This is a genomic window from Paenibacillus alkalitolerans (assembly GCF_016482785.1).
Taxonomy (GTDB): domain Bacteria; phylum Bacillota; class Bacilli; order Paenibacillales; family YIM-B00363; genus Paenibacillus_AE; species Paenibacillus_AE alkalitolerans.
In genome coordinates this window covers 38,726-61,328 of record NZ_JAEMXM010000031.1, presented here as the reverse complement: position 1 = coordinate 61,328, position 22,603 = coordinate 38,726, and the positions used below count along the sequence as shown (strand labels likewise).

The window sequence follows — 22,603 nt, the reverse complement described above, 5'->3', positions numbered from 1 at the left end:
AGGACGTCGCCAAGCCAACAACGAGAAAGCGCCTTTGGTTAGATGCCAAGGGCGCTTTTTTTGGTTGTATACTAAAAAAATGGTTTGCTTTCAACAACATATCGATGCCGGTTTCGCTCCATACTAAGCAATACAAAACAACGTTCGTACAGCTTGGTGCACTGTTCTTGACCCGTTTTTCTCACTCTGATACTATGGCAATAATATCTTTCCAGACACATTGAAGTACGTTATTGAGGAGGAGCGGTTTTGGGCTGGGAAACTAAATTTGTTAAAGAAGGATTAACTTTCGACGACGTGTTGCTTATTCCGCGCAAGTCGCATGTGCTGCCAAGGGATGTAGACGTCTCGACGAAACTCGGGCCGAATCTGCAGTTAAACATTCCCTTGATCAGCGCAGGCATGGACACGGTAACGGAGTCGGCATTAGCGATCGCCATAGCGCGCGAAGGCGGTATCGGCGTCATCCATAAGAATATGTCGGTCACGCAACAAGCTGAGGAAGTGGATCGGGTGAAGCGGTCGGAAAGCGGCGTTATTACAAATCCGTTCTCGCTGACACCGGAACACCATGTATACGATGCTGAAGAATTAATGGGCAAATTCCGAATTTCGGGCGTACCCATAGTTGATGAGAATAATAAGTTGGTCGGGATCTTAACAAACCGCGACCTTCGTTTCGTACACGATTACTCCATCCGAATCAAAGAAGTAATGACGAAGGATAAGCTCGTCACGGCGCCGGTTGGAACGACGCTGCAGCAGGCGGAAGGGATTCTTCAGAAACACAAAATCGAAAAGCTCCCGCTCGTGGATGAACAATATCAGCTTAAAGGTTTAATAACGATTAAAGACATCGAAAAGGCGATCCAGTTCCCGAACGCTGCAAAGGACCGGCAAGGGCGCCTTATAGTCGGCGCGGCGATCGGCATCGGTAAAGATACGTTCGAACGTGCCGCGGCCTTGGTTGAAGCGGAAGTGGACATAATTGTTGTGGACTCCGCACACGGGCACCATGTGAATATTATTGAGACCGTCCGTAAGCTGCGGGAAACTTATCCGGCGTTGATCATAGTTGCGGGCAATGTGGCAACCGGAGAAGCCACCAGAGACCTCATCGAGGCCGGGGCTTCGATCGTGAAAGTCGGGATCGGTCCGGGATCGATTTGTACCACAAGAATTATCGCAGGTATCGGCGTTCCGCAAGTTACCGCTATATATGATTGCGCTACTGTTGCCCGGGAATATAATGTTCCCATCATCGCGGACGGAGGCATCAAATTTTCCGGTGACATAACGAAAGCCATTGCTGCCGGCGCAAATGTGGTAATGGTGGGCAGTTTGTTTGCCGGAACGGAGGAAAGCCCGGGAGAATCGGAAATTTACCAAGGACGCCGCTTCAAAGTATATCGAGGCATGGGCTCCATCGGTGCGATGAAGGAAGGCAGCAAAGACCGGTATTTTCAAGAAAATGAGAGCAAGCTCGTCCCCGAAGGTATTGAAGGCCGCGTTGCGTACAAAGGTCCTCTGAAGGATACGATTCACCAGTTGATCGGCGGGTTGAGAGCGGGTATGGGCTATTGCGGCACAAAAAACATCGAAGAGCTTCGTACCGACACGCAATTTATACGCATTACCGGCGCAGGTTTGAGGGAAAGCCATCCGCATGACGTACAGATCACGAAAGAATCGCCCAATTATTCGCTATAATATCGGTAATGGAGCAGAGTCTTCGACAGACTCTGCTTTTCCATTTTTCGGCATACGTCATCCGCTACTTTTTGGCTTGTCCCTACATATGTTACAATAACGGAATAAGAAAAAATTAGTACAACCAGAACAACTATCTTAACGTAAAACAAGAATCAAGGGTGAAGGAGAAATTATGATGTTGGGGAAGCGTACCGGTCGTATGGCCGTTATTTTGTCATGTTCAATGCTGGTTCAAGGTTTATTCGCGGCAGCGCCTCACGTACGGGCGGAGACGGGAGATTTAGGATTGAAAGTTGAATCGGCGGTATTGATCGATGCGGCAACGGGTTCAGTATTATACGAGTTAAAGAAGGACGATCCGCGCCCTCCCGCGAGCATGGCCAAGATGATGACGGAATACTTGGTGATGGAACAAATCGAATCCGGCAAAATCAGCTGGGAAGACATGGTGATGACATCGAAAACTGCCGCCGACGCCATTGGATCCGGTCAACTGATGGCTGAGGGTGAAACTTACAATTTACGCAAAGTATTTGAATTATTATCCATCTACTCCGGCAACGATGCCGCTATCGCACTGGCTGAGCATATCTCGGGATCGCAAGACGAGTTTGCAAAATTGATGAACGAAACGGCGAATAAAATCGGTTTGTCGGACAAGGCGCATTTTATTAACGCAACCGGTCTGGATAGGAAAGATATGGTTGAACAACCTTCGATTGAAGGCGAAACAATCATGACTGCATACGATGCGGCGCTCCTTGCCCGCCGAATCGTTACCGAACATCGACAAGTACTCGATTATACAAAAATACCGCAGAAAAAATTCAACGACACCGATAAAGAGCCGATGGTGAACTGGAACTACATGGTTGAAGGGAATAAGGACAATGTCAATTTAAGAAAATATGCTTATGAAGGTCTTGACGGATTAAAAACCGGACATACGAAAATAGCAGGATATAACTTTACCGGCACCGCCGAACGTGACGGTATGAGACTGATCAGCGTCGTTATGGGCGCAAAATCAATTGATGGCCGTTTCGTGGAAACACGCAAATTGTTGGATTACGGGTTTAATAACTTTGAATTGAAGACGGTTCTCGTTGCGAAAACGGAACATCCCGAGATAAAGACGGTTCACATTCCTAACGCTGTAAAACGCGATGTGCCCGTACTGATCGGCGAAGGGCTTGAAGTGGTTGGGAAGAAAGGCGAAGACCAAACGGAAGCAATCGGTTACAAATTATTTGAAGAATCGAAACTGGCGGCGCCTCTAAAAGCCGGCGATCCGGTGGGAACGGTGACAGTTAAATATGCGGGCCGCGATTTTGAAGTGCCGCTTATCGTAACGGAGGATGTCGAGAAGGCCGGATGGTTCAAGATGTTTATGAGGGGTATCGGCGACTTTTTCTCCAACTTGTTCTCGGGAATCGTGGGACTGTTCAACTAGGCTCCCATAAGTTGCTAAGCTTAACGCAGTGTTGTAATATTAGATGTTAGTAATTATCGTTTTAGTATCGGGAGGCTATGGTGCATATGGAAACGGGTACATCTCGCGTTAAGCGGGGCATGGCGGAGATGCAAAAAGGCGGCGTCATTATGGACGTCATGAACGCGGAACAAGCTAAGATTGCGGAAGCGGCTGGCGCATCGGCGGTAATGGCTTTGGAACGGGTTCCTGCCGATATCCGCGCTGCCGGCGGCGTTGCCCGCATGGCCGATCCGACGATCGTCGAAGAAGTGATGAAAGTCGTATCCATTCCGGTCATGGCAAAAGCGCGGATCGGGCATTATGTCGAAGCGAAAGTATTGGAAGCGCTCGGTGTCGATTATATCGATGAAAGCGAAGTGTTAACGCCGGCGGATGAAGTTTATCATATCAACAAGCATGAATTCACGGTTCCGTTCGTATGCGGCGCCCGCGATTTGGGGGAAGCGCTCCGCCGAATCGGCGAAGGAGCTTCGATGATTCGTACCAAAGGCGAACCTGGAACAGGCAACATCGTTGAAGCCGTACGCCATATGCGCATGATCACCGGGCAAATCCGCAAGGTTCAAAGCATGTCCAAAGACGAGCTGATGGCGGAAGCGAAAAACTTAGGCGCGCCGTACGATTTGATTCTGTATGTGCATGAGAACGGAAAGCTTCCGGTCGTCAACTTTGCAGCAGGGGGCGTTGCGACTCCGGCCGATGCGGCGTTGATGATGCATTTGGGATCGGACGGAGTGTTTGTCGGATCCGGGATATTCAAATCCGACAATCCGGAGAAGTTCGCTAAAGCGATCGTTGAAGCGACGACGCACTACACGGACTTCGCTCACATCGCACAGTTGTCGAAGAACTTAGGCACTCCGATGAAAGGCATCGAGATCTCCAAGTTGGAAACGAACCAAAGGATGCAAGAGCGGGGTTGGTAAACTCCCCGCTTTTTCTATATATTGGACGGAACGAAAGCGAGCGTGACTATCATGAATATCGGTGTCCTTGCGATGCAAGGCGCGGTAGCCGAACATATCCGGGCGATCGAAAGCTGCGGCGCGACCGGAATAGCGGTGAAGAGAAAAGAACAATTGACCGATTTGGACGGACTAATCATTCCGGGCGGGGAAAGCACGACGATCGGCAAGCTTATGCGCACATACGGTTTTATAGATGCGATTACGGATTTTTCGGCGCAGGGCAAACCGATATTCGGCACATGCGCAGGCTTGATCGTTTTGGCCAAGCGCATTACCGGATCTGAAGTACCTCACTTGGCGCTCCTTGACATCACGGTGTCGCGCAACGCTTTCGGAAGACAACGGGAAAGCTTCGAAGTCGACCTGGAGATGAAGGGGTGGGAGCGACCGGTAAGAGCCGTCTTTATCCGTGCGCCGCTAATTGAAAGTGTAGAAAGTCCTGTGGAAGTATTGGCATCATACGGCGGCGGAATCGTAGCCGTCAGACAGGGTCATCTGCTTGGCGCGTCTTTTCACCCTGAGCTTACGGATGACACGGAGATGCATGAATACTTCATCAACATGGTGCGAGAGAGCGCCGCATCGGTCGGAAGCCGTTAAGGAGGTCCTTTTCATTGCTGGATATTAAGCTGCTGCGTAATGACCCGGAACGAGTCAAGCAATCGCTTGCCAACCGGGGGAAATCTCTTGAAGATATATCGGCTTTCAACACATTGGACGTACGGAGACGGGAATTGCTTCAAGAGAGCGAAACGTTGAAAAATCGCCGTAACACGGTATCTCAAGACGTGGCCCGCAAGAAGAAGGCGGGGGAAGACGCCGAGGACCTTATTGTCGAGATGCGGGAAGTTTCGGACCGGATTAAAGCGCTGGACGATGAGGTTCGAGCCTTGGAAGCGGAACTCGATTTACTGTTGTTGTCGATACCTAATGTTACGCATGAATCCGTACCGGTAGGCCGTTCAGAAGCGGATAACGTCGAGGTTCGCAGAATCGGGCAGCCGAGGACGTTCGCGTTCCAGCCGAAGCCGCATTGGGAGATCGCCCAAGAACTGAGCATCGTCGACACGGAAGCAGCGGGAAAAGTTACGGGTTCACGGTTTGTTTTTTACAAAGGGTTGGGAGCCCGCTTACAGCGCGCTTTGATCAACTTTATGCTTGATTTGCATACAAACGAGCACGGATACGAAGAAATGTTACCTCCGATGATCGTGAACCGCGACAGCCTGACCGGAACGGGGCAGCTGCCCAAGTTTGCCGAAGACGTGTTCAAGCTGGAAGGGTTGGACTACTTTATGGTGCCGACCGCGGAAGTGCCGGTTACGAACTTTCACCGGGAAGAAATATTGGCTGCGGAGGAGCTTCCGAAACATTACACGGCATACAGCGCATGCTTCCGGTCGGAAGCGGGGTCGGCCGGACGCGATACGCGAGGACTTATTCGTCTGCACCAGTTCAATAAAGTCGAACTGATAAAACTTACGCTTCCTGAGCATTCTTATGATGAGCTGGAAGAGATGACGGCGAACGCCGAACGCGTGCTGCAGCTGTTGGGTCTGCCGTATCGTGTTCTTGCATTATGTACGGGAGACATCGGTTTTTCGGCTGCAAAGACGTACGATCTAGAGGTATGGCTGCCGAACAGCGGAACGTACCGCGAAATTTCATCTTGCAGCAACACGGAGGATTTCCAAGCCCGCCGGGCAGGGATACGGTTCCGCAGAGATGCCAAGTCGAAGCCCGAGTTCGTCCATACGTTGAATGGTTCGGGGTTGGCGGTCGACCGGACGATCGCAGCAATCCTCGAGAATTATCAGCAAGAGGACGGCAGCGTACAGATTCCCGAGGCGCTGCAGCCGTACATGGGCGGCGTTACACGCATTACCAAGAAGTAAGCATTGTCATTGAAATCCGTTCTATGTTACAATGCTTATTGCCGCCGATTTTTGTTATCGGTTGGACCGGGATCTCCGGTTCGCGGAGAGGTGGTCGAGTGGTTTAAGGCAGCGGTCTTGAAAACCGCCGTAGTCGTGAGGCTACCGTGGGTTCGAATCCCACCCTCTCCGCCATAATTATAATAAATAATGACATTTACATAAGAGAGGGTGGGTGAGAACCTGAGAAGTGGGTTCGCCGGAGCATAAGCTTCGTGAGGATTCGCTTCGCAGCCTCCGACAGCCGTAGTTACCGGCTGGAGGAGTATCCCACCCTCTCCGCCATAATTATTAAATAATGACATTTACATAAGAGAGGGTGGGTGAAATGAGATCCCACCCTCTCCGTTTGTTTAGCGGACAAATCCGTTACATCCATTGACGGAAGATGCGTGCAGTCGGTCTAACGGGCAAAAGTTCCGCGGCATCGGCACGCAGGCGTCGCATCAGGAGCTCGGCGGCCTTCCAGTGGCCCCCATGCATAAAACCGTCCCCGTTTCCTCAATTTATAAGGGGAGGTGTATGCCGATGAGCAAGGTTTCGGTGTTGTCCGTAGATCCGCAAAAGCTGGTCGAGGCTTGGAATGAACAGCTGCAGCTCGTCATAAGCCCGTCCGACAAAGCGTCTGTAAATCCGGACGAGAAGGATCCCGATGTGCTTCATATTCACATCACCACTGCAGGCCGCACACAGTATACGTTCGATTTTAAATGCACGTATGTGGACCAACGGGAAGTTCATGTTGAGTTTATCGACGTTGACATCGACGGTATAGCGGTTAACGAAGGAACCGAAGTCATTCAAACCTTAATCGAGGACTATATCCGTCACATTCATGAATGCGCACAACGTCTGAAGGGACTGACGAATCCATGACAAGGGCCAAGAACGGCGTGGATAAAAATTTGCAAAATGTTGTGGACGAGCTGGAAAGACCGAATATTACCGCTCATACGAACATGCAGCTGCAGCAAGATCAAGACGATCGCCGCCACCGCGACAAACTAAGCGTCGGCTCGCAGCGCCATGAAGCGGAACAATATCACGAATCGGAGAAGTGATTCGCCATGTCTAAAGAGATATACACAATAGATCCTCATATCGGTCATAACGATGCAAAAGAGGAAGCCGCACGCATCAAGAAGAATCCCCACCAGCCCGTAGAGCCGTTATCCGGTTCAAAAAAGGTAAAAAACCGGCAGCATTCAAGGAACAATCACGGCGAAGGCTCATGAATCGAATACAGCAGTGAACAAAGAAGAACACTGTCCAGTGGGCCAGTGTTCTTCTTCCATCCGGCTCCTATAACCAAACCTTCATCGAAGTATATTCAAGGCAGTCAGACCGTGAATAGCAATGTTATAGCATAATCGTAAAATCCGATATCGGTTCATTGTGCAGAGTAAAGTTGCGTGAGTTGGGAGGTACGCCGTCCTTTGAGGCCATAATCGAGTACTTTCCTGCCGGGAGTCCGGAAAATACAAATTTGCCTTGCGCATCGGACATGGTGCTGACCAACATGATGTTCGAATGGTCGAACAAATGGACTGCCGCGTCCTTCACAATATTTAGTTCCGCATCAATTACGATGCCGGAAATATTCGCTTCTTCAACGTACCCAACGTCATTGCTAATCCCGGGACCTTCCAATTGCGATAAAAACAGCCGGTCGGGAATATCTCTATCCGGATTAGACATAATCTCGACTTTATCTTTGCTCATCGCCGTATTATAAACCTCCAGCGTTCGCGCGATCATATTGTCCAGAGACCATTGGTTTTGCGCCCAAAGCTGAGCGGCGCTGCCCAAATCATGCCGAAGCTTATCCGAGGACAGCAAGCGGCTCAATTCGTATGCCAATGCGTCGCTATCGCGCGGATTCACCATCAACCCGGTTTTATTGTGCTCGATCATCTCCGGAATGCCCCCAACGTTCGTTGCGACAACGGGCTTCCCCGCCAATTGGCTCTCCATCACCGTAAACGGAAGCGTGTCATGCACCGAAGGGAGCACCACAATGTCCGATGCGGCGAGCAATGCGGGAACATCGTCCCTGCCGCCCAAAAACAACACATCCTTGTCAAGTCCGAGCTTGCGGGTTTCCTCTTTTAATTGCTCCATCATGATGCCTTCCCCGATCATCCAGCACCCGAAGGAGAAACCCAGCGCTTTCAATCGATGCAATGCGGACAACAAGTAGGTGTGTCCTTTAATCGGCACAAGCCTCGCTGGACAAGCGATAATCGTTTTTCCGCCGTCAGGGATCGAGACTTGTTTAAGGGAGTCCCGGTAAAATTTATTTAAATCAATGCCGTATGGGTAGATGGAAACATCGGATGTCAGATCTCCCAAATTGCCGAATTCATCCCATAACCATTTGCAAGGCATAATGAGATGATCTGCGGCATGAGCACTGTAGGTTTCTTCGGTTAGGACATACTTCATTTCCAATTTCGTCTTCTTTTCGTATTCCTTGCTGGTATACCATTCTCTAGTCTTGCAATTATGGAACGAAACGACCAAAGGCACGGTCGGAGGCTTGATTCGCGCTAAACATCTGGTGGAAATAATATCTTGAGTGTGAATAATATCGTAGCCGCTCAGATCGAAATGTCGGACCGCATGCTCATAAGTATAATTTTCTAATTCTCTCCAGATCATCCACTTCGTGAAGTGTGAGTAATTACTTCGGAAATAATCGAGCATACCGGGCTCCAATTCATCCCTGATCGGTTTTTTTGCAATGCTCCGCTTTCCCGTATATATTTCGTTCATCCCCGGTTTATGAGCAAGTATATCGACTTGATGACCGAGTTCGGTCAATTTGTGATACAAGTGATTGACGTAGGTTGCTATTCCGCCGAAGCGAGGAAATGACTTATACTTGGCCAAAAGTATTTTCATGTACCATCTTTCCCTCCTTCTGGAAATATGTCGCCTCAAAAAATACGCCTCCGCCGGGAATGCGGACATTCCCGTGAGAGGCTGAAGATCTCCAATGTGTCGGTTACTCCTGATTAGAATTCTTCTTCTTCTTCAAACTCCATTTTTTGTTTTTTGGCAGTAGGATTGTAGCTCATGATTTCGGTTCCGGGGCCGGTTCCGGGCGCCGTTCCGGGGCCGGTGTTAGGGCCGGTTCCCAATTTGCCGCGCTGAGCCCACATTGCCGCATTGCCGCTGCTGCGAATCAAACCTTTTTTCTCCGCTTTAGCCAGCCACATCACCTTATCTTCCGCGCTGAACTGCGGAGGGAAAATATCCCGGAGCTCCTCCGGAAGCTCGTTTAATTTCGATTCGATGATACCTTCCATTATTAGCGAGAGTTTTTCAGCTCGAAGCTGGACGGGATCCATCTCATTATCGTCGCTCATAACCGGATGGAACATCATGTCTTCCAGCACTTCGTCCGTCAGCAGGGGCCAGCTGTGGAACAATCCGCCCCTGTGCGCCTTCTCCAGCCACATCAATTTTTCTTCCGGAGTATAGCCGGCAGGTATGAGATCGTGGAATTTTTCCGGAATGGACTCCAGCTTCATGTTCAAGAGGTCGACGATAACCGGCTCTAATTGCTCTATACGCTGTTTGTAGTTTTCCATTCATATCCAACCTTTCGTTATTATTTTCCTAATACGGATTGATAAACTTTCAATATCCTTTGAACGGCAACCTTTTGGTTATTAAGCTCATAAGGTTCGCTGAGGATTTTCCCTTGCGGGATCTGAAAATTGTTCTGGTATTCGTCTTTTAACCATTGGGGCGCTACTGCGACGTTCGCGGACATCAGCGCGTAATGCTCTTCGGCGGCCACATAGTGCCATCTTGCAGAGTCTTTACCGAATATTTGTCCTTGCTTTCTCATTTCTTCAACCAGCAGGCCGTGTATGGTGGCGACAAGCGGTTTTCCGGCCGGGAGGATGCGGGACAAAGCTCGTGTCGAAACGATGTCTTGAGTGTGAACGATGTCGTATTGATTCAAATCCGTAACATATGCGGCGGACAGTTCATAAGTGGACCGCTCCAGCTCGCGGAAAAACATCCAGTCTTCCACTTCGGTTTGATAGTGCCTTTGGAAGTACAGTAACAACTCTTTCGTGATGGTATCTCTGATTTTTGCTTTGTAAATGGAATGAGCCAAGTTTCCATTAAGAAGAATATTGTTCATCCAGGCGTCGTGCGAAAGCAGATCCACTTGATGACCGGCTGCAGCAAGTCCTTTTCTTAATAAGTCGATGTAGGTGTGGGCACTTCCTTTGGCGGGTACGCCCCAGAAGGTAGCCAGCAAAATTTTCATTGCCTTCTCTCCTTATTATTTTGCTCTCGGATTGACTCGTTGGAATTCCGCGTCTATTACTTCCTTTGGTTTTATCGATGTGCCGATTTTTGTAAGAAACAATCCCAATTGATCCAAATCCGGAGCAGAATAGGAAGCGGGAAGGCGGGATACGATACGATCCCAAATATCTTTCTCTAAAGCAGGCGGCGCATAACCGAAATCGTAGGTCGTAAAATTGAATATTCGGTCATAAGGCGTGGACCAGTCTTTCGGTATCGTATAGGTGTAGCCCTTCTTCGCAGGTTTTTTTGCCACTGACTTACCTCTCTTTCCTAAATATTCTAGACAACCGCAACGGTTACACTCATTCTATGAAATGCCCAGCTCGCATGTATAAGCCATTTGCATGAGACAATTCACCCATTTTCTAGTCGCTGCTCACGGGTCAATGAGTTTGTTTAACAACAGCATATCGGGCATTTGATAGTCAATAGGCATAAGTCTAAGAATGTCTTGCCACAACGGATCATCGATGTCTTCCCAATCGCGGGATGCCAGCGAAGTAACTGTTTCGAGTTCGGATTCGGCATGAAACAGCGGATCTAAAGCATACATAAAGTCTATGTCGGGAAGCCGGTAATGCTCCGGCAGCAGCTGCCGCAATTCGTTCCAAATGCTCAGATCCAAGTCTGGAAACAACTCCAACCGTATCATCGTTTTTCCCGCACCTTTCTTAACGCCCTTTCATAAACGTTCATTGTCCGCTCAACCATAACGGACTCAGACCATTGCCTCAACGCCCACTCTCTTGCATTTTTGGTCAGTTGTCCGCGCAATCCCGGATCGCGGGCCAGTGTTATAAGCCTATCGGCCAGTTGTTCCTCGTTGCCTTTTTCAAATAAAAGCCCGGTCTGTTCATGTTGTATCATTTCCGGAATACCACCCGCATTGGAGGCAACGATCGGGACGCCCGCCAACTGCGCTTCCATGATGGAAAAAGGCAAATTGTCCTGAAGGGAAGGCAGCACCATAATATCCGATTGCTTCAATAATCCCGGAACATCGTCACGGTAACCGAGCAGTGTTACCCGGTCGGTTAGACGGTACTCCTCAATCCATTGTTTGATTTCTTCCATAAGCAGGCCGTCACCGATAAGCCAACAGTGCCAAGTTTGGTCATCCGCGATGCGGCTCAGCGCCCCTAATAACGTGCGATGTCCCTTGACCGGAACCATTCTTGCAGGACAGCTTATGGTTATCGCGGATTTCTTCTCGGGTACGTCGGATAACGGCTTCGCCGATTCCCGTTCAAATTCCGGAATATTCATTCCGTATGGAATGACTGCGAGCTGCGAGGCCGGAACTTCAAACTCCGCCATTTCCCTCCTCAGCCAATCGGTCGGAACAATGGTTGCGTCCGCGGATACGCAACCGTAGTATTCTTCGGCGGACACATATTTCCATGCGGTGCTTTCCTTGCTCTCAACGCTTCCGTAAATGAGATACTCCTTCGCCAATAATCCGTGGATTGTGGCGACAAGCGCATTTGTTTGCGGTTTGACTCTCGAGATGGCGCGGGTGGAGATGATGTCTTGCGTATGAATGATATCGTATTGATCCAGGTCAAAAAGCAAGGCAGCCGCTTCAAAGCTGTAACGCTCAATGTCACGGTAGCGGACCCAAGGATCGACGTGGGGCATATGACGCTGATAAAACCTCATCATTTTGTCGTAGATGATCCGTTTGATTTGCCACTTCTCGACTTTCTTTCCGCCGTTCACCAGATAGTAGTGGACCATATCCGGATGGTGGGCCAATACATCGACATGGTGTCCCGCTTTCTCCAATTGGTTCTTCAACATGCGGACATACAAATCTACTCCGCCCACGTGGGGGAGGTACCAGTACGTCGCAAACAAAATTTTCAATCGCTCTGCAGCGCCAGGTGCCGTTCTAAAGACTTTAACGGGGTCCTCTGCTTCCGGTTCGTATTGAATCATCTTACTTGTCGAAGTTTTATCGTCAGCAGGAGGGGCGGTGGATATGAAGTATACGGCACCTGACATATACTTCGTCTGATTGAGACCGGAAACCGCGCCGATCGCGATCCGCATCATGTTTTCGTCCTGTCGGACGGCAAGAGAATATCCGAAAGCTTCCGGATCGAATCCGGAAAATTGCGAAATTTCCTTACCGCCGGCATCGAAGTAATAAGCGGTTCCGCACCGGGACCCGGCAAATATTTTCGGTGAACCGTCAGGCAAGCCGGCTGCGACCTGCAATCGGTGCCCAAGTCCTTGTCTGCCGAACCAGCCGTATCGTTCCAATAAGATCTCGTTTTTTTTCAAGGAAAAGGCGGTAATGGAACCGGAAAAGTAAAATTCGTCACTTGCCATAGGGGATCCTATAAGCAAATCTTGTACGCCATCGCCGTCAAGGTCCCCGGAAGAGACGTGCAAGCCATATTCGTCATAAGAACGTTTACCCTGAGATTCGTGCACAAGGCCTTCCGAAGCGGAGAAAACGTATACTTTGCCGTTGCGGTTCAATCCGCCAACGGAAGCCTTAGGAGCGCCTACAATCAATTCGTCATAACCGTCACCGTTCAAATCGGCCGCACAGAGGGATGCTCCGAACGCTTCCTTCTCAGTTCCGGAAAATTCGCCGATCAGACTGAAGTCATGAATAGAGTAGATGCTTACATTACCGTTCAAATCCACCCCTTGAGGATCCTTCATATGAGAGGAGGCCGCGATATCCGGCCTTCCGTCGCGATTCCAATCAAGCACGGCAAGCTCGGATCCGAGCCTGGCGAAATCTTCTTTGCCGTACCACCGGTGGAGCAGTTCGCCGTTGACGCCGGAATATATGGAAATCATACCGCATTGGACGAACCGCTCATTTCCTGCGCGCGGCGAACCGACGATAATTTCCGGTATACCGTCGCCGTTCACATCCCCCAAGACCAACGAGGCGCCGAACCGCTCTCCGGTCTTTTCGCCGTTGATTGTATATAACGGACGGAAATCCGCGGACAACACATGAATCTTGCCTACATAGTAGTGGACTTGCGGATTTACCCCGCCCGAACCTTCGATGCGTGCGGCCGAGCTTGCGGAGATGACCCATTCGGCGGCACCGTCGCCGTTGATGTCCCCGCATGCGATTCGATCGCCGAAGCGGTCGTTCTCACCCTCGCCTTCCACTCTCTTTATCAAATAGAAAGGGACTGAATTCGCCATCTCTTTCCTCCTGCTTCGAAGAAGTTATTGTCACGTATCGTCCGATTCCGGTTCATCCGGCAAGTCCGAATAAATCGGAGTATCGAGATTGACGTATACGCCCGATCCGAAATCATCGGAAGCATCCGCATCCGGGAAAACATCCGGATCCGGTATACTGTAGGTTGCCGGGAAATCGGATGTGATCTTTGACCACACGCCCGGATCAAGGTCCAATTCGTCCGCGTTCGTTTCCAAGCCAAACGTAAACACCTGCTGTACCTCCGAAGCAACGGGTTCCAGCGGTGCTGTAAAGGCGGTTCCGACAGCGGTATTCGGTTCGGGAGCATCCATCCAGCTTTTTGCCGGACTTTCATTTACCGCTTCCGTTGCTGCCGGCGCCGCAGTCACCGGGCTCTGAATCTCAACGGGAGCCGGCGGGATGTAAGAGCCCCCAACGGCAACGGGAAGCGGGATGCGTCTTCTCACCCGGTATTTTATTCTTCTCTTCTTTCTCCGTTTGGCTGCCGTTTTGGCTATCGTTTTGATTCTCGTCTTTTTGCCGGGTTTATTTTTCGGATATTTCCCCCATACGGATAACGGCTTCCGTTTTTTAAATTTCACAACTTTCTTTGCCGCCCGTTTTTTTCGTTTGCGCAGCGGTTTCGTGGCATTAGGGGCTGAGAGCGGCGCATTTTTCGCTTTACGCTTCCTGATGGCCGGTTTCTTGTTTAATAACACCAACATATCGCTGCCGCCGTTGAGCCGTAACGTTTGAAACCAATTATTCCCTACCATCGGATTGCCTCCTTTGCTTTTCGCTTCTTGGCCATGACCTGTTCATATAACTGCAACGTCTGCCCGATTCTTAAGCCGAGCGACCAGTGGGCGCGTCCCCAATTTTGCGCGTTGTTGCCCAAACGGTTCCTTAATTCATCGTTTGAAAGCACCTTGTTCAGGCGGGAATAAAGGGCCTTGCTGTCTCCCTTGGGAAATATGAGACCTGTTTCGCCGTGAGTGACCATTTCCGGGATGCCGCCGGCATCGGAGGCGACTATGGCCTTACCGGCAATTTGCGCTTCCATAATGGAGAACGGCTGGTTATCCTGCAAGCTCGGAAGCACCAGAATATCCGCTTGTTTCATGATGGACGGAAGGTCGCTGCGCTCGCCCAAAAACAATACGTCATGCTGCAAGTTCAGCCGTCTGGCCTGTTCGCTCAAAGATGCCCGCAACGCCCCGTCTCCCAAGAACCAACAAACCCAGTCCGATCGTACTTTCTTTAACATGGACAGCGCTTCAAGCAAAGTTTTGTGACCTTTCACCGGCACGAGACGCGCAGGACAAATCAACAGCTTTTTGTTTAAAGGGCGAGCAAGAGAGCTTTCTGCCTCCATCCTTCTTGAGAAGCTGTCGATATCCATACCGTAAGGAATGACCCGGATATGGTTTTCGGGGACTCGGAAATTAGACGACAAAACATTTTTCAACCATTGTGTCGGAACGATCGTCAAGTGGCTGGAGGATGCGCCGTAATGCTCTTCTTTGGCGGCATATCTCCACTCCTGTGAATTCGTATGTTTGATTTCGCCGGAATGAAGATATTCGGTAGCCAAACAGCCGTGTATCGTCGAAATCAAAGGGATGCGCTCCGGTTTCACCCGCCATAACGCTCTTGTTGAAATGATATCCTGGGCATGAATCAAGTCGTATTTTTCCAAACCGAAGTAAACCAATGCAGCTTCATAAGAGTACCGCTCGATCTCCTTCCAACGGATCCATTCGACCACATCGTTACGTTCCCGCAGAAAATATCTGACCATGTTGTTGTAGATCGGGTCTTTGATCTTCGACTTATCGACGGACCTGCCGCTGTTGACGAAATAGTACTTTTGCATATCGGGATGATGGCCGAATATGTCTACTTGATGGCCAAGTTTCTCGAGCGTTCTTTGCAAATGAGACACATGCGTCCACAGCCCTCCGACATGAGGAAGATAAAAATAGGAGGCCAGAAGTATTCTCATTTATCCCATCCTTCCTGTAGAAAGTGTCCATTCATCATATGTTGTTGCCCCAGAGGATGAACGGGACAAATGACGCTGATGAAAATGTCTGTATTTTTCAGGGAACTATCCCGGTTAGGGATAAGATACGGGCGGAATAACCTATGCTTGTCAGGGCATTCTACCATTTTTTGCAAAGCAGGATATGAAACTAGTACCACGCAAAAGACTCCTGCGTAGAATACCTCGAATGAATGCAACTATAGGAGAGGTGATTAAAAATCAATACCAACGCCAACTATAAGCTAGCGATCGTAGGCTTAGGATATGTGGGGTTGCCCTTGGCGCAATTATTTCTTGGAAAAAATCACTACGTCTATGGAATAGATGTGGATCAAACCAAGATAGAGAAGCTTTTAAAGCTGCAAAGCTATTTGTCCGATTTCAGCGCCAAGGATATCAGGCACATGTTCGCTAACCATCGCTTCCATGTGGGCACTTCCTATGAAACTGTTACAAAAGCGGATGCCGTCATTATCTGTGTGCCCACACCGCTGGACCGGAACAATAAACCGGATTTGACTTACGTTAGACTGGCTGTGAACAATATGCTGCCTCACCTTAGAAGGGGACAATTGGTTGTTCTGGAGAGCACGACTTATCCCGGTACGACGGAGGAGGAGCTGCTGCCGCTCTTCGAATCTACGGGGTTGAAAGTAGGCAGAGACATTTACCTTGCATACTCTCCGGAAAGAATCGATCCGGGACAAAAACAAATCGAGCTGAACGATATTCCGAAGGTTATCGGAGGAGTAAGCGAACATTGCACTCAATTTGCCAAACGTGTTTATGAAACGGTGTTTAATCGTACGGTCGTCGTTTCTTCGCCCAAAGTTGCGGAAATGACGAAAATCTTGGAAAACTCGCAACGTCTGGTAAACATATCTTTCATGAACGAATTGGTTATGCTTTGCGAGAAGATGAACATCGATCTCTGGGAAGCGATCGCGGCGGCAAGCACGAAGCCTTACGGCTTCACGGCTTATTATCCGGGCCCGGGCATCGGCGGCCACTGTATACCGGTTGATCCGCTTTACTTGTATTGGAAAGCGAAAGAATACGGCATCGATCTGCAGTTTATCGACGTTGCGCACAAAATCAACGAACAGATGCCCAATTACATCGTCGAGAAGACGAAACGTCTCCTTGAACAAAACAAGCCGCTGAATGAAAGCAGAGTTCTGGTCTTAGGGGTTGCTTATAAGAAAGATGTGAACGATGTGAGGGAATCGCCTGCGCTGCCCATTATCAAAGAACTGCTTGGTCTCGGGATTACAGTAAACTACCATGACCCTTATATTTCTGAGATCACTGTGGACGGAGTCCTCCTGAAAAACTGTTCGCTGACGAAAAAATACGTCAAGAACCATGATTGCACGTTAATTCTTACCAATCATTCCAACATTCCTTATGAATCTATTGTTCAGTTTGCTCCATTAGTGATAGACACACGGAACGCAACCGGTCTTCTTTCGAAGAAACCGAATGTCGTATTGCTATAGAGGGGGAGGATTAGGTGAATATTCTTGTAACCGGCGGTTCGGGATTTATCGGCTCGCATTTGGTGGAGAGATTGCTCTCTGAAGGCCATAAGGTGGTCACGCTGGACGATATGTCAACCGGACGGATGCATTATTTATCTCAAGTGATGAGAAATAAGAATCACAAGTTTGTACAGGATTCGGTAACCAACCGCAAAGCAGTCGACAAGTTAGCGAAACAATGCGACGTCATCTATCACTTGGCAGCCGTTCTCGGAGTAAAAAATACGGTGGATAATCCGTTGAAAGTCATTGAAGGAAATATTGACGGCACTCGCGCAATTCTTGAAGCAGCATATAAATATAATACGAAAGTAGTATTTTCGTCTACGTCGGAGGTTTACGGAAAAAACCCTAATATGCCGTTTAAGGAGACCGGGGACCGGGTGCTGGGCGCCCCTTCCGTTCACCGTTGGTGTTATGCTACCGCGAAGGCCTTGGATGAGCATATGTGCTTTGCATATGCGGATAAAGGTTTGCCGGTAACGGTCATCCGGTTCTTCAACACGTATGGTCCGAGACAAAATTCATCGCAATACGGCGGAGTCGTCTCCAGGTTTATCAAAGCGGCTTTAACCGGTGAACCGATTGAAGTGTATGGGGACGGTACCCAAACGCGTTGCTTCACTTTCGTGGACGATTGCGTTGACGGAACGATGAAGGCAATGGATCCCAAAGCGAACGGGCTTGCCTTCAACTTGGGTACCGACCGGCCGATTTCCGTGCTGGAGCTGGCGAATAAAATACGAGAGCTGGCCGGTTCCGCCTCGCCAATCGTACGGAAGTCGTACGAGGAGGCGTACGGCCCGGGGTACGAAGACATGCCCGCACGAATGCCGGATCTTACGCGATCCAAAGAAATTCTTGGTTACAACCCGAGCGTGTCCCTAGAGGAAGGGTTAATGAAGACGATCGATTGGTTCAGGCGGAACATGCCTAATTAAACAAGGAGGTGTGCGGATGAAGGCGATAGTAACGGGCGGGGCCGGCTTTATCGGCTCGCATCTAGCAGAAGCGCTGGTATCCGAAGGCGCTGAAGTGCACGTCATCGATAATCTGGTTACCGGCAATCCCGAATATGTTCCTCCGGGAGCCGCTTTGCATAAGCTGGACATAAGACAGGAGGAAACTAAGGAATTTATTATGAGCTTGCAGCCCGATGTGGTATTTCACCAAGCTGCCCAAGTTGACGTTCAGCGTTCCGTTCGCCAACCGGATTATGATGCGGGAGTCAATATTGCAGGAACCGTCAATATTCTCGAAGCTTGCCGCCTGGCATCGGTGAACAAATTTATTTTCGCTTCCTCCTGCGCCGTGTACGGAGACCAACCGGTTGATATGATACGGGAAGAAACCCGTCAGCAGCCGATTTCGTACTACGGATTGTCGAAGTTGACATGCGAGTGGTATATCGAACTGTTTCACCAGCTTTACGGTCTGTCCTATACGATCTTGCGATATGCCAACGTTTACGGGCCGAGACAGACGGCTAAAGGCGAAGGCGGAGTCGTAGCCATATTCTTGCAACGCCTTGCATCCGGCCAACCGGTTACCGTATTTGGCGACGGAGAGCAGACAAGAGACTTCGTTTACGTTAAAGACGTGGTGTCGGCGAATATGGCCGCCGTCCGCAAAGGGGATCAGCAAACGATTCAAGTCAGCACGGGAATCCCGACGAGCATTAACAAGCTGGTCGAAATGGTAAGAGGCATTCACGGGGAAGACATTGAAGTGCGGTACGAACCGGAGCGGCCGGGAGATATTCGCAACAGCTGCTTAGCCAATGACAAAGCGGCGCGCGAGCTTTCCTGGAAGCCTAAATACAGCTTGCATGACGGTTTGCTTGAATCGTATCTTAGCGTGAAAAGTGTAGCGGCGAATAATATCGGATAAAGAATCGGCTTACGGAAGGGCAGGTTATCGTGCGTGCCCTTCCGTAAGCCGATATTTAATTATCGCGTGACGACAAATGAATTGATCATCGGATAAAATCTCGGCGATACGCCTTCCGCAGCTTCGCTGTTCGGAAAATTCAATGTATATCGGAACAAGGCGCCGTTGTTTTCAATCACAATAATGTTTTTGGAAAGTTCGGCATTGCTTGCATGATAGAAAAACTTTGCATTTTTCCGAATATTTTCGTCAAAGATGTTTGCGCCTTCTTGTGAAACGACTTCGCCGATCAGCTTCAGCGTCTCTTCCGCATTAGCTTTCAATTCATTCAAGTCCATGTCCGCGGGCAGCATTTCCACACGGGAATAAAATTCCGGAAACTGCTTGTGGAAGATCAAATCTTTGCCCGGTTCTTCCGGGGTAAACTCAAATCCTTCCATCAAGTAAAACGCGTACCCTTGATCGCTCCTGGTTAACTTGGCCGGCACGGATTCCGGCATCCCCTCGAGCTCGAATTCGAGATTTTTCGTTTCGGGCAGATCGGCTGCGTCAGTTTCGCCGGCTTCCTTGCCCTCATCCGGAGTTTGATCCGTCCCGCCGTCGGTTGTTCCCGTCTCCGTATCTCCAGGGGACGCATCTGCGCCGTTCTCGGGCGCTGCGGGCGGCTGTCGCTCTCCTTCGCCGGTCTCATTATTTGCGTTATTTCCCATGCAAGCGGACAGCATCAATACCATAACGGTTAACAATAAGCCGAATTTCCAACCTTTATCTTTCTTCATCTCTCTCGCTCCTATATGTAAAGATTGCGGTCGCGAACGACCGCTTGTCTCCTAGTATTATGAACGAGAACGAGAATAAAATTGTTTCATTGCCGATTCATCCATTAATTGGAGAAATAGCTCATGAGCGAACCCCTGTCGCAAAGGCTATTACCGCCAACAATGCCAAATGCGCCGGATACCATGCCCGCCACAGCCAGCGCGGGGCCGAATAGCTTAACGCCGGCAAACTGCCGCCGCTGCCGCTTGCGCGAACCGCACCGCCTATCATGAAAGCGAACAAGAACGTCGGGAACACGCTGAATACTTGAAGAGGCGTTGATCCCATCGACCAATAAACCGCGTTCATCGCAAGATGGCCAAGCCACATTAATTCCCCTTGTACATACCGGTAAAGAAGAATAAGGGCCAGACCGTAGGCTCCGTAATCAAAGGGCACCGTCTCCATCAGCACGGCGGCGCCCGCCGGCCACAGCCATTTCAACCGGGGATCGTCGGTCCGCTCCATCCGGTATATCGCCGTTACCGATACCAAGAATGTGCCTATGACATTCACAGTCCACGTGTTAAACAACAGCATGAAGGGCAACTGCGATATGGCGGCAAGCGATGCCAACCGGATTACGTACGTGCGCCTGTTGCGCGTGCGCGCCATTCCGACGGCGACATAGTAAGCGTAGATGGGGAACGCTAACCGCCCGATCAAGCGCCATACCGGCGCATCCGGGAACCAGACGGCGCCGATATGGTCCGCCAGCATCGTGACGATCGCGAGCCATTGCATGTTACAGAGCGGAATCGTCGACGCCGGCCAAGTATTGCTCGACGGCGTCGATCACCGAAGCGATACATCCGTCGGCGAACGGCGAAATTAAACCGGCTGCTTCAACAAGCTCGGTGAACGGCTTCGACCCGCCGGCCCGGCATAAGCGGACATAATCGGCCCAAGCCGTTTCGCGGTTTTCTCTCATACGCTTCCAGAACTGGAACGCGCAAATTTGCGCCAGCGTATAGTCGATATAATAGAACGGGGTGCGGTAAATATGGCTTTGCCCCTGCCAGAAGCCGCCCTGTTCCAGAAAATCGTTGCCTTCGTAGTTCCGGTGCGGCAAATAGACCCGCTCGAGCTCGCGCCATTTCGCCTTTCGTTCGGACGGCGACGCTTCCGGATTTTCGTATACCCAGTGCTGGAACTCATCCACCGTCACCCCGTACGGTATGAATTGCAAAGAGCTCACGACATGATAATATTTAAATTTCTCCGTGTCGCCTTCGAAGAACAATTCCATCCATGGCCAAGTAAAGAACTCCATGCTCATGGAATGAATTTCGCACGCCTCCAGCGTCGGCCAATGATACTCCGGAACCTCATACCCGGTGCTGCAGTACACTTGGAACGCATGGCCGGCCTCGTGCGTCAGCACGGTGACGTCATGCGCGGTTCCGTTAAAATTCGCAAATATAAACGGGGCTTTATACAAATCGAAATACGTACAGTACCCGCCGCCTGCCTTGCCTGCCTTCGATTCCAAGTCCAATAAGCCGTTGTCGACCATGAAGCGGAAAAACTCGTCCGTCTCCCGCGACAGTTCCGCATACATCTTCGATCCGCGCTCCAGCTGCCATTCCACTCCGCCGTGCGGCTTCGCATTGCCGGAAGGAAAATAATAATTCAAGTCAAAATACATCAAAGTATCGGCGCCGATGCGCTGCCGCTGCCGCTCCCACAGCTTTGTGGCGACGGGAACGAGCTGCTCGCGTACTTGCTTGCGGAAATTCGCAACCATCGAAGCATCGTAGTCGGTGCGGTTCAGACGATCGTATGCAAGCCCGACGAAGTTGTCGTATCCCAGCTTTCTGGCAACGGAGGTGCGGACTTTGACCAATCGATCGTAGAGCTCGTCCAGCTTTGCTCCGTTGTCTTGAAAGAACGACCATCTGGCCCCGGATGCGCGCCGGCGGACATCGCGGTCGTCCGACTCAAGGAAGGCGGAAATTTGCGATAAATTGTATGTACCTCCGTCAAACTCGATGGAAGCCGAAGCAAGCAGCTTCACATATTCGCTGACGAGCTTGTTTTCATGCTGCAGCTCCTCTACAATTTCGGGAGCGAACGTCCGCACCTCGGCATCCGCAAGCGCGAACAGATGGCGTCCCCACTTCGATTCGAGCTCCGCCCGGTAAGGCGACGCGATCAGAGCTTTATACAGCTCCGAAACGAGACCCTTCGCCGTCGGTTCCGCTTCGTCGAAAAATTCGCGCTCCGCTTCATAGAACGGATCTTTCGTATCGACCGTATGCCGAACATGGGAGATGCTTTCCATGGTGCCGAAGCCCGATCTTAAACGGTTAATTTCGGCTAAAGCGGCATTTTGCCCTTCTGCGTTCTTTGCGGATGTGAATTTGTCGAGAAGAGCTCGAAATTCCGAAACAAACTTCTCCACATCGGGGCGAGAGTAAGGATAATCTTGAAATTTCATGTGAGAACCGTCTCCTCCACTGAATATTAAGGATAGGACAATGATTCCGCCATCCGTTTACATTATAGCATGTATCCTTGATAAATATCCTGGTTTTGCCAGTATGTACGCAGGATACGTCCGGCGGGCAGAATGCAAACGCTTACCCGCAACCGTAAAAAATATGGTACAGTAAGTTCAACAAACGAATCGGGATCTTGGGATAAAATAAGTCGTTCGGGCGTATCCATGATGAAAAGC

The 22,603-nt window shown here is 50.1% G+C and carries 23 protein-coding genes and 1 tRNA gene; 13 read left to right on the top strand and 11 right to left on the bottom strand.

Annotation, left to right across the window (positions count from 1 at the left end; genetic code table 11):
- The 10 genes from JET16_RS30405 to JET16_RS27550 all read left to right on the top strand — a co-directional run.
- A partial coding sequence (locus tag JET16_RS30405) for a hypothetical protein (protein WP_233532356.1) occupies positions 1 to 224 on the top strand: 224 nt, incomplete at its 5' end.
- Positions 225 to 249: 25 nt separating this feature from the next.
- Positions 250 to 1,710, top strand: a complete 1,461-nt coding sequence (gene guaB, locus JET16_RS27590; RefSeq protein ID WP_199623791.1) for an IMP dehydrogenase — start codon at positions 250 to 252, stop codon at positions 1,708 to 1,710.
- A 175-nt stretch (positions 1,711 to 1,885) separates the two neighbouring features.
- On the top strand, positions 1,886 to 3,166 hold the full coding sequence (locus JET16_RS27585; RefSeq protein ID WP_233532355.1) for a D-alanyl-D-alanine carboxypeptidase family protein: 1,281 nt from the start codon (positions 1,886 to 1,888) through the stop codon (positions 3,164 to 3,166).
- A gap of 86 nt (positions 3,167 to 3,252) precedes the next feature.
- On the top strand, positions 3,253 to 4,134 hold the full coding sequence (gene pdxS / locus JET16_RS27580) for a pyridoxal 5'-phosphate synthase lyase subunit PdxS (RefSeq protein ID WP_199623776.1): 882 nt from the start codon (positions 3,253 to 3,255) through the stop codon (positions 4,132 to 4,134).
- 51 nt (positions 4,135 to 4,185) lie between these two features.
- The gene (pdxT, locus tag JET16_RS27575; protein WP_199623773.1) at positions 4,186 to 4,776 is read left to right on the top strand and encodes a pyridoxal 5'-phosphate synthase glutaminase subunit PdxT; all 591 of its coding nucleotides are present in this window, start codon (positions 4,186 to 4,188) and stop codon (positions 4,774 to 4,776) included.
- 14 nt (positions 4,777 to 4,790) lie between these two features.
- Positions 4,791 to 6,071 carry a serine--tRNA ligase gene (gene serS, locus JET16_RS27570; RefSeq protein WP_199623770.1) on the top strand — a complete coding sequence of 427 codons (1,281 nt, stop codon included), beginning with the start codon at positions 4,791 to 4,793 and terminating at the stop codon, positions 6,069 to 6,071.
- Positions 6,072 to 6,155: 84 nt separating this feature from the next.
- Positions 6,156 to 6,245 (top strand) — tRNA-Ser (locus tag JET16_RS27565).
- A gap of 393 nt (positions 6,246 to 6,638) precedes the next feature.
- Positions 6,639 to 6,986 carry a hypothetical protein gene (locus JET16_RS27560; RefSeq protein WP_199623756.1) on the top strand — a complete coding sequence of 116 codons (348 nt, stop codon included), beginning with the start codon at positions 6,639 to 6,641 and terminating at the stop codon, positions 6,984 to 6,986.
- Complete coding sequence (locus tag JET16_RS27555; protein ID WP_199623753.1) at positions 6,983 to 7,171, top strand: hypothetical protein; 189 nt, start codon at positions 6,983 to 6,985, stop codon at positions 7,169 to 7,171. Before JET16_RS27560 ends, JET16_RS27555 begins: the two co-directional genes overlap by 4 nt.
- 6 nt (positions 7,172 to 7,177) lie before the next feature.
- Positions 7,178 to 7,345, top strand: a complete 168-nt coding sequence (locus JET16_RS27550) for a small acid-soluble spore protein P (protein ID WP_199623750.1) — start codon at positions 7,178 to 7,180, stop codon at positions 7,343 to 7,345.
- A gap of 124 nt (positions 7,346 to 7,469) precedes the next feature.
- Here the strand turns inward: JET16_RS27550 and JET16_RS27545 are convergent, their stop codons facing one another.
- The 8 genes from JET16_RS27545 to JET16_RS27510 all read right to left on the bottom strand — a co-directional run bounded on the left by JET16_RS27545 (position 7,470) and on the right by JET16_RS27510 (position 15,631).
- Positions 7,470 to 9,014, bottom strand: a complete 1,545-nt coding sequence (locus JET16_RS27545; protein WP_199623747.1) for a glycosyltransferase — start codon at positions 9,012 to 9,014, stop codon at positions 7,470 to 7,472.
- A 113-nt stretch (positions 9,015 to 9,127) separates the two neighbouring features.
- Positions 9,128 to 9,706: a radical SAM protein gene (locus JET16_RS27540; RefSeq protein WP_199623744.1), complete on the bottom strand. Its 579-nt coding sequence runs from the start codon at positions 9,704 to 9,706 to the stop codon at positions 9,128 to 9,130.
- Positions 9,707 to 9,726: 20 nt separating this feature from the next.
- Positions 9,727 to 10,401, bottom strand: coding sequence for a glycosyltransferase family 4 protein (locus JET16_RS27535; RefSeq protein ID WP_199623741.1), 675 nt, complete (start codon positions 10,399 to 10,401; stop codon positions 9,727 to 9,729).
- 15 nt (positions 10,402 to 10,416) lie between these two features.
- Positions 10,417 to 10,698, bottom strand: coding sequence for a hypothetical protein (locus JET16_RS27530; protein WP_199623738.1), 282 nt, complete (start codon positions 10,696 to 10,698; stop codon positions 10,417 to 10,419).
- 123 nt (positions 10,699 to 10,821) lie between these two features.
- The gene (locus JET16_RS27525; RefSeq protein ID WP_199623735.1) at positions 10,822 to 11,097 is read right to left on the bottom strand and encodes a hypothetical protein; all 276 of its coding nucleotides are present in this window, start codon (positions 11,095 to 11,097) and stop codon (positions 10,822 to 10,824) included.
- Positions 11,094 to 13,625, bottom strand: a complete 2,532-nt coding sequence (locus JET16_RS27520) for a glycosyltransferase (RefSeq protein WP_199623722.1) — start codon at positions 13,623 to 13,625, stop codon at positions 11,094 to 11,096. The genes JET16_RS27525 and JET16_RS27520 overlap by 4 nt, the downstream gene beginning before the upstream one ends.
- Positions 13,626 to 13,655: 30 nt before the next feature.
- Positions 13,656 to 14,402, bottom strand: a complete 747-nt coding sequence (locus JET16_RS27515; RefSeq protein WP_199623719.1) for a hypothetical protein — start codon at positions 14,400 to 14,402, stop codon at positions 13,656 to 13,658.
- Positions 14,396 to 15,631 (bottom strand): glycosyltransferase family 4 protein, encoded by a 1,236-nt coding sequence (locus JET16_RS27510; protein ID WP_199623716.1) that lies wholly within the window; start codon positions 15,629 to 15,631, stop codon positions 14,396 to 14,398. Before JET16_RS27510 ends, JET16_RS27515 begins: the two co-directional genes overlap by 7 nt.
- A gap of 260 nt (positions 15,632 to 15,891) precedes the next feature.
- Between JET16_RS27510 and JET16_RS27505 the strand changes: the two genes are divergently transcribed.
- The 3 genes from JET16_RS27505 to JET16_RS27495 are packed head-to-tail and all read left to right on the top strand — an operon-like array spanning position 15,892 to position 19,104.
- Positions 15,892 to 17,172: a nucleotide sugar dehydrogenase gene (locus tag JET16_RS27505; protein ID WP_199623812.1), complete on the top strand. Its 1,281-nt coding sequence runs from the start codon at positions 15,892 to 15,894 to the stop codon at positions 17,170 to 17,172.
- 14 nt (positions 17,173 to 17,186) lie between these two features.
- Positions 17,187 to 18,155, top strand: a complete 969-nt coding sequence (locus JET16_RS27500) for an SDR family NAD(P)-dependent oxidoreductase (protein WP_199623713.1) — start codon at positions 17,187 to 17,189, stop codon at positions 18,153 to 18,155.
- A gap of 16 nt (positions 18,156 to 18,171) precedes the next feature.
- Positions 18,172 to 19,104 carry an NAD-dependent epimerase/dehydratase family protein gene (locus JET16_RS27495; protein WP_199623700.1) on the top strand — a complete coding sequence of 311 codons (933 nt, stop codon included), beginning with the start codon at positions 18,172 to 18,174 and terminating at the stop codon, positions 19,102 to 19,104.
- A 59-nt stretch (positions 19,105 to 19,163) separates the two neighbouring features.
- Here JET16_RS27495 and JET16_RS27490 read toward each other — a convergent pair whose 3' ends face one another.
- The 3 genes from JET16_RS27490 to JET16_RS27480 all read right to left on the bottom strand — a co-directional run bounded on the left by JET16_RS27490 (position 19,164) and on the right by JET16_RS27480 (position 22,363).
- A complete protein-coding gene (locus JET16_RS27490; RefSeq protein WP_199623697.1) occupies positions 19,164 to 19,883 on the bottom strand; it encodes a hypothetical protein in 720 nt (239 codons plus the stop codon).
- A gap of 121 nt (positions 19,884 to 20,004) precedes the next feature.
- Positions 20,005 to 20,667 (bottom strand): TraX family protein, encoded by a 663-nt coding sequence (locus tag JET16_RS27485; RefSeq protein ID WP_199623694.1) that lies wholly within the window; start codon positions 20,665 to 20,667, stop codon positions 20,005 to 20,007.
- 1 nt (position 20,668) lies between these two features.
- The gene (locus tag JET16_RS27480) at positions 20,669 to 22,363 is read right to left on the bottom strand and encodes a M3 family oligoendopeptidase (RefSeq protein ID WP_199623691.1); all 1,695 of its coding nucleotides are present in this window, start codon (positions 22,361 to 22,363) and stop codon (positions 20,669 to 20,671) included.
- Between the last annotated feature and the right edge of the window lie 240 nt (positions 22,364 to 22,603).

Excerpts from the sequence above, each read along its gene's own strand:
- JET16_RS27480 (WP_199623691.1), bottom strand. The coding sequence starts at position 22,363 with ATGAAATTTCAAGATTATCCTTACTCTCGCCCCGATGTGGAGAAGTTT.
- pdxS (WP_199623776.1), top strand. The coding sequence starts at position 3,253 with ATGGAAACGGGTACATCTCGCGTTAAGCGGGGCATGGCGGAGATGCAA.
- JET16_RS27555 (WP_199623753.1), top strand. The coding sequence starts at position 6,983 with ATGACAAGGGCCAAGAACGGCGTGGATAAAAATTTGCAAAATGTTGTG.
- JET16_RS27525 (WP_199623735.1), bottom strand. The coding sequence starts at position 11,097 with ATGATACGGTTGGAGTTGTTTCCAGACTTGGATCTGAGCATTTGGAAC.
- JET16_RS27550 (WP_199623750.1), top strand. The coding sequence starts at position 7,178 with ATGTCTAAAGAGATATACACAATAGATCCTCATATCGGTCATAACGAT.
- JET16_RS27515 (WP_199623719.1), bottom strand. The coding sequence starts at position 14,402 with ATGGTAGGGAATAATTGGTTTCAAACGTTACGGCTCAACGGCGGCAGC.
- JET16_RS27585 (WP_233532355.1), top strand. The coding sequence starts at position 1,886 with ATGATGTTGGGGAAGCGTACCGGTCGTATGGCCGTTATTTTGTCATGT.
- pdxT (WP_199623773.1), top strand. The coding sequence starts at position 4,186 with ATGAATATCGGTGTCCTTGCGATGCAAGGCGCGGTAGCCGAACATATC.
- JET16_RS27520 (WP_199623722.1), bottom strand. The coding sequence starts at position 13,625 with ATGGCGAATTCAGTCCCTTTCTATTTGATAAAGAGAGTGGAAGGCGAG.
- JET16_RS27545 (WP_199623747.1), bottom strand. The coding sequence starts at position 9,014 with ATGAAAATACTTTTGGCCAAGTATAAGTCATTTCCTCGCTTCGGCGGA.
- JET16_RS27485 (WP_199623694.1), bottom strand. The coding sequence starts at position 20,667 with ATGCAATGGCTCGCGATCGTCACGATGCTGGCGGACCATATCGGCGCC.
- JET16_RS27535 (WP_199623741.1), bottom strand. The coding sequence starts at position 10,401 with ATGAAAATTTTGCTGGCTACCTTCTGGGGCGTACCCGCCAAAGGAAGT.
- JET16_RS27490 (WP_199623697.1), bottom strand. The coding sequence starts at position 19,883 with ATGAAGAAAGATAAAGGTTGGAAATTCGGCTTATTGTTAACCGTTATG.
- JET16_RS27540 (WP_199623744.1), bottom strand. The coding sequence starts at position 9,706 with ATGGAAAACTACAAACAGCGTATAGAGCAATTAGAGCCGGTTATCGTC.
- JET16_RS27560 (WP_199623756.1), top strand. The coding sequence starts at position 6,639 with ATGAGCAAGGTTTCGGTGTTGTCCGTAGATCCGCAAAAGCTGGTCGAG.
- JET16_RS27510 (WP_199623716.1), bottom strand. The coding sequence starts at position 15,631 with ATGAGAATACTTCTGGCCTCCTATTTTTATCTTCCTCATGTCGGAGGG.
- JET16_RS27495 (WP_199623700.1), top strand. The coding sequence starts at position 18,172 with ATGAAGGCGATAGTAACGGGCGGGGCCGGCTTTATCGGCTCGCATCTA.